The organism is Trebonia sp., from assembly GCF_030042015.1.
GTDB lineage: Bacteria > Actinomycetota > Actinomycetes > Streptosporangiales > Streptosporangiaceae > Trebonia.
In genome coordinates, this window is record NZ_JASIAL010000304.1 from 22,195 (window position 1) to 28,324 (window position 6,130).

Here is a 6,130-nt window from a genome sequence, read left to right on the forward strand (position 1 = left end):
TGATCAGGGGGCCGGGATTACTGAGGGCGAATGGCGGCGCCTATGTGGGCGAGCTGGCGGGTGAGCGGGGTGCCTGAGCCGTCGCGCCTGCCCTGCATGCCGGACAGGTCGACAGGGACGCCCGCCTCGGTGGCGCCGAGCGCGGGACCGGGGCCCGCCCAGGCCATGACCAGGCGATCCTCGCCCTTGAGGAAACGCTGGCAGCGGACGCCGCCGGTGGCCCGGCCCTTGGGCGGGAACTCAGCGAACGCAGTCACCTTGACGCTGGCCGCCGACGCGCCGGGCAGCGCGCCCGCGCGGCCCGCGACGGTCACGACGACGTCGGTGTCGGCGCTGGTGTCGGCGTTGGTGTCGGGGGCGCCCGGGGCGCCGGGGGCGCCCGGGCCGAGCGCGCCGAACCAGACGACCGAGGCGTGGTCGGCCAGCCGGATGCCGGCCATGCCGCCGGCCGGGCGGCCCTGCGGGCGCACCGACGCGGCAGGGAACCGCAGCAGCTGGGCGTCGCTGGTGACGAACACCAGCTCGGCATCCTCGCCGGCGAGCTGGACCGCGCCGACCACGCGGTCGCCGTCCTTCAGGGCGATCAGCTCGAACTCGTCCCTGTTGGCCGGGTAGTCAGGGACCACGCGCTTGACCACGCCCTCGGCGGTGCCGAGCGCCACCCCCGCGTCCGGCGCGTCCAGGTTGGCCAGGGCGAGGACCGTCTCGCCGCGGTCGAGCGTCGTCACGAACTCGGTGACGGGGTGGCCGCCGGACAGGGAGGGTGCCGAGTCGTTCGGCGGGAGGGCCGGGATCTCCAGGACGCTGAGCCGGATCATCCGCCCAGCCGAGGTGACAACGCCGATCGTGCCGCGGGCGGTCGCGGAGACCGCCGATGCGACGATGTCGTGGGCGGCGCGATCGGGCGGGGCCGCGGGAGACGCCAGGGATCGTTCGGTATCAGGAGAAGAGGAGGGGAAGCGGGCCAGCAGGCCGGTCGCGGACAGCACCACGACGCACGGGTCGTCGGCGACCTCGAGCGGGACAGCGGCGTTCACCGGCGCGCCGCCTTCGAGCAGCAGCGTGCGGCGCGGCGTGCCGAACTTCTTCGCAAGCTCGGCCATCTCGCCGCTGACGAGCTCGCGGAGCCTGTCGCCTGATTCCAGGATCTGCGTCAGTTCGGCGATCTCGGCGCGCAGCGTTTCCTGCTCGCGCTCGAGCTCCAGCCGGTCGTACCTGGTCAGGCGGCGCAGCGGGGTGTCGAGGATGTACTGCGCCTGGACCTCGGACAGGTCGAAGATCTCGGTCAGGCGGCGCTTGGCGTCTGCGGCGTCGTCGCTGGTGCGGATGACCTGGATCACCTCGTCGATGTTGAGCAGCGCGATGAGGATGCCGTCGACCAGGTGCAGGCGTTCCTCGCGCCTGCGCCTGCGGTACTCGCTGCGCCTGCGGGTCACCCCCAGGCGATGGTCGACCCAGATGGCCAGCAGCTCTTTCAGGCCGAGCGCCCGCGGCTGGCCGTCGACGAGGGCGACGTTGTTGATCCCGAACGTCTCCTCCATCGGCGTGAGCCGGTACAGCTCGCCGAGGATGGCCTCGGCGTTGAAGCCGCTGCGCACCTCGATCACCAGCTGCAGACCGCGGTGGCGGCCGGTGAGATCCTTCAGGTCGGAGATGCCGGTGATCTTCTTGGCCTGGACGAGGTCCTTGATGCGGGCGATGACCTTTTCCGGGCCGATGCCGTACGGGAGTTCGGTGACGACGATGCCGGTCTTGCGGGGGCTCAGCTGCTCGACCTTCGCGGTGGCGCGGGTGCGGAAGATGCCGCGGCCGGTCTCGTAGGCCTCGCGGATGCCGTCCAGGCCGACGATCTGGCCGCCGGTGGGCAGGTCAGGGCCCGGGACGAAGCGCATGAGCTGGTCCAGCGTGGCGTCCGGGTGGGCCAGCAGGTGCCGGGCGGCGGTGATGACCTCGGACAGGTTGTGCGGCGCCATGTTGGTGGCCATCCCGACGGCGATGCCGGAGGTGCCGTTGACCAGCAGGTTCGGGATGCCGGCCGGGAGGACATCCGGCTGCTGTTCGGTGCCGTCGTAGTTCGGGATGAAGTCGACCGTGTCCTCGCCGATGTCGGCGACCATCTCGATGGCGGCCTGGGTGAGCCGGCACTCGGTGTACCGGTAGGCGGCGGGGGCGTCGTCGCCGCCCAGGGAGCCGAAGTTGCCGTGGCCGTCGACGAGCGGCAGCCGCATCGCCCACGGCTGGGCCATGCGCACGAGGGCGTCGTAGATGGCGGTGTCCCCGTGCGGGTGCAGGCGACCCATGACCGCGCCGACCACCTGGGCGCACTTGACGTGCCCGCGGTCCGGCCGCAGGCCCATCTCGCTCATCAGGTAGAGGATTCGCCGCTGGACCGGCTTCAGGCCGTCCCTGGCGTCCGGCAGCGCGCGCTGGTAGATGACGCTGTAGGCGTACTCCAGGTAGCTGCCGCGCATCTCCTCGGCGACATCGATGTCGAGGATGTTCTCTTCGAACTCTTCGGGAGGAGGCGTGGTCGCCCCGCCGCGTCGTGCTGGCATGGGGTCAATTCTGCCCTGTGCGCGGGTGAAAGGGCGGGTACGGCGCGGGCGCGGGCGCGGCGCGTGTCAGGGCTTGCTGGCGGGCCGGGCCAGGGGGTGGGTGAGCGCCGGGGTGGCGGGCCGCGATGGGCCGTTGGCGCTGGGGCCCCCTTGGGCCGTTGGCGCTTGGGCCCCCTTGGGCCGTTGGCGCTTGGGCCCCCTTGGGCCGTTGGCGCAATCAGCCCAATCTATTTGGGCCAGCTACGCCAACGGCCGGACGGCTGGGGGGTGGCGCCGGCGGCGAGGACGCGGCTTTGACAGAGGTCTATGACATCGTGTGGCCATGCCAAAACAATCTGGATATGACAAGGCTCTCTTGGCTCGCATGACCGCCGAGCAGCACCAGATCATCACGCGGGCGCAGGCCATCACGTGCGGCCTGCCGCACAGCACGATCGACTACAAGATCCGTTCAGGCGGGCCGTGGCAGCCACTGCTGCCGGGCGTCTATCTGACAGTCACAGGGACAGCCACGCAGGAGCATCGGGAGACCGCCGCCGTCCTGTACGCGGGGCCGAAGAGCGTGATCACCGGGCCATGCGCGGTCAGGCGCCACCGGCTGCGCTCACCGGGGCCCAACAGCGTGGACGTCCTGGTGCCGCCGGGCGTGCGACGCCAGGACGCGGACTTCGTCCGGCTGCACCGGACAGGGCGGATGCCGAGGACGTGGTTCGCTACCGGCCCGGTCCGGTTCGCCGAAGTCCCGCGCGCCGTCGCGGACGCCGCGCGTCAGTTCAGCACCTATGAAGACGCGCGCTCGGTCATCTACGAGGCCGTGCAACGGCGCGCTTGCACAGTGGGCCAGCTGATCACTGAGTTGAACGAAGGCCCATCGAACCGCACCTCGCTGTTCCGGGCGGTACTGACGGAGGTTATCGATGGGGTCAGGTCCGGCGCTGAGGCGGACTTCAGGCTGCTGCTCACACGGAGCCGGGTGCCAGAGCCGATGTACAACGCGAAACTGTACACACTTGATGAAATCTTTATCGCGATGGTCGACGCCTGGTGGGGCGAAGCGGGAGTGGCCGCGGAAGTCGACTCACGCGCGTACCACCTGTCACCGGCCGCTCAGGACAGGGACCGGAATCGCCATGACATGCTGATCGCGTACGGAGTGTTCCCGCTTCACTTCTCACCCCGCCGGATCAAGCATGAAGGCGAAGGGGTAGCCGCCGAAATAGCGGCGGCGATCGCCAACGGCCTGCAGCGGCCACGACTGCCAATCGTGGCACTTCCGGTGGACGGCGACCGGGACGACGGCACTGGCTCGTGGTGGCCCCCGGCTCCCATGCCAGCGCTCTCGCCGCGTTGAGGCCCGTTGGGCGCGTGACCAGGGCTAGTCGCTCGCCGAAGGATCCGGGCCGATGGCACATGTGGCCCGATAGAGCCGGGCCAATGGCGCAGCTGGCCCGGACGGATCCGTTGCAGAGATGGCTCCGGACCGCGGCGGTCACCGGGTTCAGGTGTCGATGCGGGAGGGGTCTAGCTCGGCGGCGCCGCCGATGATGAAGTCGCGGCGCGGGGCGACGTCGGTGCCCATGAGCAGGTTAAAAATGTCCGCGGCTGCCGCGGCGTCCTCGATCCTGATCCGGCGCAGCGTGCGGTGCCGTGGGTTCATGGTGGTGTCCGCCAGCTGATCGGCGTCCATCTCGCCGAGCCCCTTGTAGCGCTGCACGGGCTCCTTCCAGCGCTGGCCGCGACGCTCCAGCTCCAGCAGCGTGCGGTGCAGTTCGGAGTCGGAGTAGGTGTACACGTACTTCTGCTGGCCCTTGCGCGGGCCGGTCAGCTCGATCCGGTGCAGCGGCGGGACGGCGGAGAACACCCGCCCCGCCTCGAGCATCGGCCGCAGGTAGCGGTGGAAGAGGGTGAGCAGGAGGGTTCTGATGTGCGCGCCGTCCACGTCCGCGTCGGCCAGGAAGATGATCCGCTGGTAGCGCGCCGAGTCCAGGTCGAAGGAGCTGCCCGAGCCCGCGCCTATCACCTGGATGATCGAGGCGCACTCGGCGTTCTTGAGCATGTCGGCCAGGCTGGACTTCTGCACGTTGAGGATCTTGCCGCGGATCGGCAGCAGCGCCTGGAATTCGGAGTCGCGCGCCAGCTTCGCGGTGCCGAGCGCCGAATCGCCCTCGACGATGAACAGCTCGCTGCGGTCGTCGGCGGACCGGCAGTCGACCAGCTTGGCCGGCAGGCTCGAGCTGGCCAGCGCGGACTTGCGGCGCTGGTTCTCCCGGTGCTCGCGGGCCGCGATCCGCGCCCTGGCGGTGCCGGCGACCTTGTCGAGCACCGCTCTGGCCTGCTGCTTCGCGCCGCGCGGCGGGTTCTCGAAGTACTGCCTGAGCTTCGTGGAAACGACCTGGCTCACGATCCGGGTTGCGGCCGGCGTGCCGAGGACCTCCTTGGTCTGGCCCTCGAACTGCGGCTCGGGCAGCCGGACGGAGACGATCGCGGTCAGTCCTTCGAGCACGTCCTCCTTGGTGACCGGCTCGTCGCCGTTCTTCAGCAGCCGGGCAGCGCGCAGCTGGTCGTTGAGCGTGCGGACCAGGGCGCGGTCGAAGCCCGTGACGTGCGTGCCGTGGTGCGGGGTGGCGATCACGTTGACGAACGAGCGGGTGGTGGTGTCGTAGCCGGTCCCCCACTGGATCGCCACGTCGACGTCGAGTGTGCGCTCCACCTCGGTCGGCGTCAGGTGCCCGCGGTCATCGAGCACGGGCACCGTCTCGGTGAACGTGCCGTCGCCCGTGAGCCGGATGACGTCGGTGATTTTCTCGCTCGTGGCCAAGTGGTCGCAGAACTGGCTGATGCCGCCGGCGAAACGGAATTCGGCCTCTCTGACGGCCTCGCCATGCTCGGCGTTCTCGGCGTTGTCCGCTCGTTCGGCGCGAACGGCGATCGTCAGGCCCGACACCAGGTAGGCGGTCTGCCTGGCCCGCTCGGTGAGGCTGTCGTAGCTGAAGGTGGCGTCGCGCAGGAACACCTGTCGGTCCGGCCAGAACCGGATCCGGGTGCCAGTCTTGTTCTTCGCGACCCGCCCCACCTGGCGCAGCCCGGATCGCCTGGTGAACTCGGCGTCCGGGCCGTCGGCGGCGAACTCGCCGGCCACGCCCCGGTGGAAGCTGGTCGTCCAGGTGTGCCCTTCCCTGTCGACCTCGATGTCCAGCCGGACGGCGAGCGCATTGACGACACTCGCGCCGACGCCGTGCAGGCCGCCGGAGGCCGTATAGGAGCCGCCGCCGAACTTCCCGCCCGCGTGCAGCCGGGTCATCACCAGCTCTACTCCGGACAGCTTGGTCTTGCGCTCGGTGTCGACAGGGATGCCGCGGCCGTTGTCCCGAATCTCGGCCGACCCGTCCGCGTACAGGATGACGTCGACCCGCGTGCAGTATCCGGACATCGCCTCGTCGACCGCGTTGTCGAAGATCTCCCACAGACAGTGCTGCAGGCCCCGGCCGTCGGTCGAGCCGATGTACATGCCCGGCCGCTTGCGGACAGCCTCTAGGCCCTCGAGCACCGACAGGTGCCTGGCGGTGTACGAGTCG

General features: G+C 70.1%; 3 protein-coding genes. 1 reads left to right on the forward strand and 2 read right to left on the reverse strand.

Features of this window, described 5'->3' with window-relative positions; translation table 11 throughout:
* Positions 1 to 17 precede the first annotated feature (17 nt).
* Positions 18 to 2,555: a DNA topoisomerase IV subunit A gene (locus Q1N79_RS16290; protein WP_300609921.1), complete on the reverse strand. Its 2,538-nt coding sequence runs from the start codon at positions 2,553 to 2,555 to the stop codon at positions 18 to 20.
* A gap of 364 nt (positions 2,556 to 2,919) precedes the next feature.
* Here Q1N79_RS16290 and Q1N79_RS16295 point away from each other — a divergent pair, with 364 nt between their 5' ends.
* Positions 2,920 to 3,906 (forward strand): hypothetical protein, encoded by a 987-nt coding sequence (locus Q1N79_RS16295; RefSeq protein ID WP_300609922.1) that lies wholly within the window; start codon positions 2,920 to 2,922, stop codon positions 3,904 to 3,906.
* Between the two features lie 147 nt (positions 3,907 to 4,053).
* Here the strand turns inward: Q1N79_RS16295 and Q1N79_RS16300 are convergent.
* On the reverse strand, positions 4,054 to 6,130 hold a 2,077-nt coding region (locus Q1N79_RS16300; RefSeq protein ID WP_300609923.1), incomplete at its 5' end, for a DNA topoisomerase IV subunit B.

Excerpts from the sequence above, each read along its gene's own strand:
- Q1N79_RS16290 (WP_300609921.1), bottom strand. The coding sequence starts at position 2,555 with ATGCCAGCACGACGCGGCGGGGCGACCACGCCTCCTCCCGAAGAGTTC.
- Q1N79_RS16295 (WP_300609922.1), top strand. The coding sequence starts at position 2,920 with ATGACCGCCGAGCAGCACCAGATCATCACGCGGGCGCAGGCCATCACG.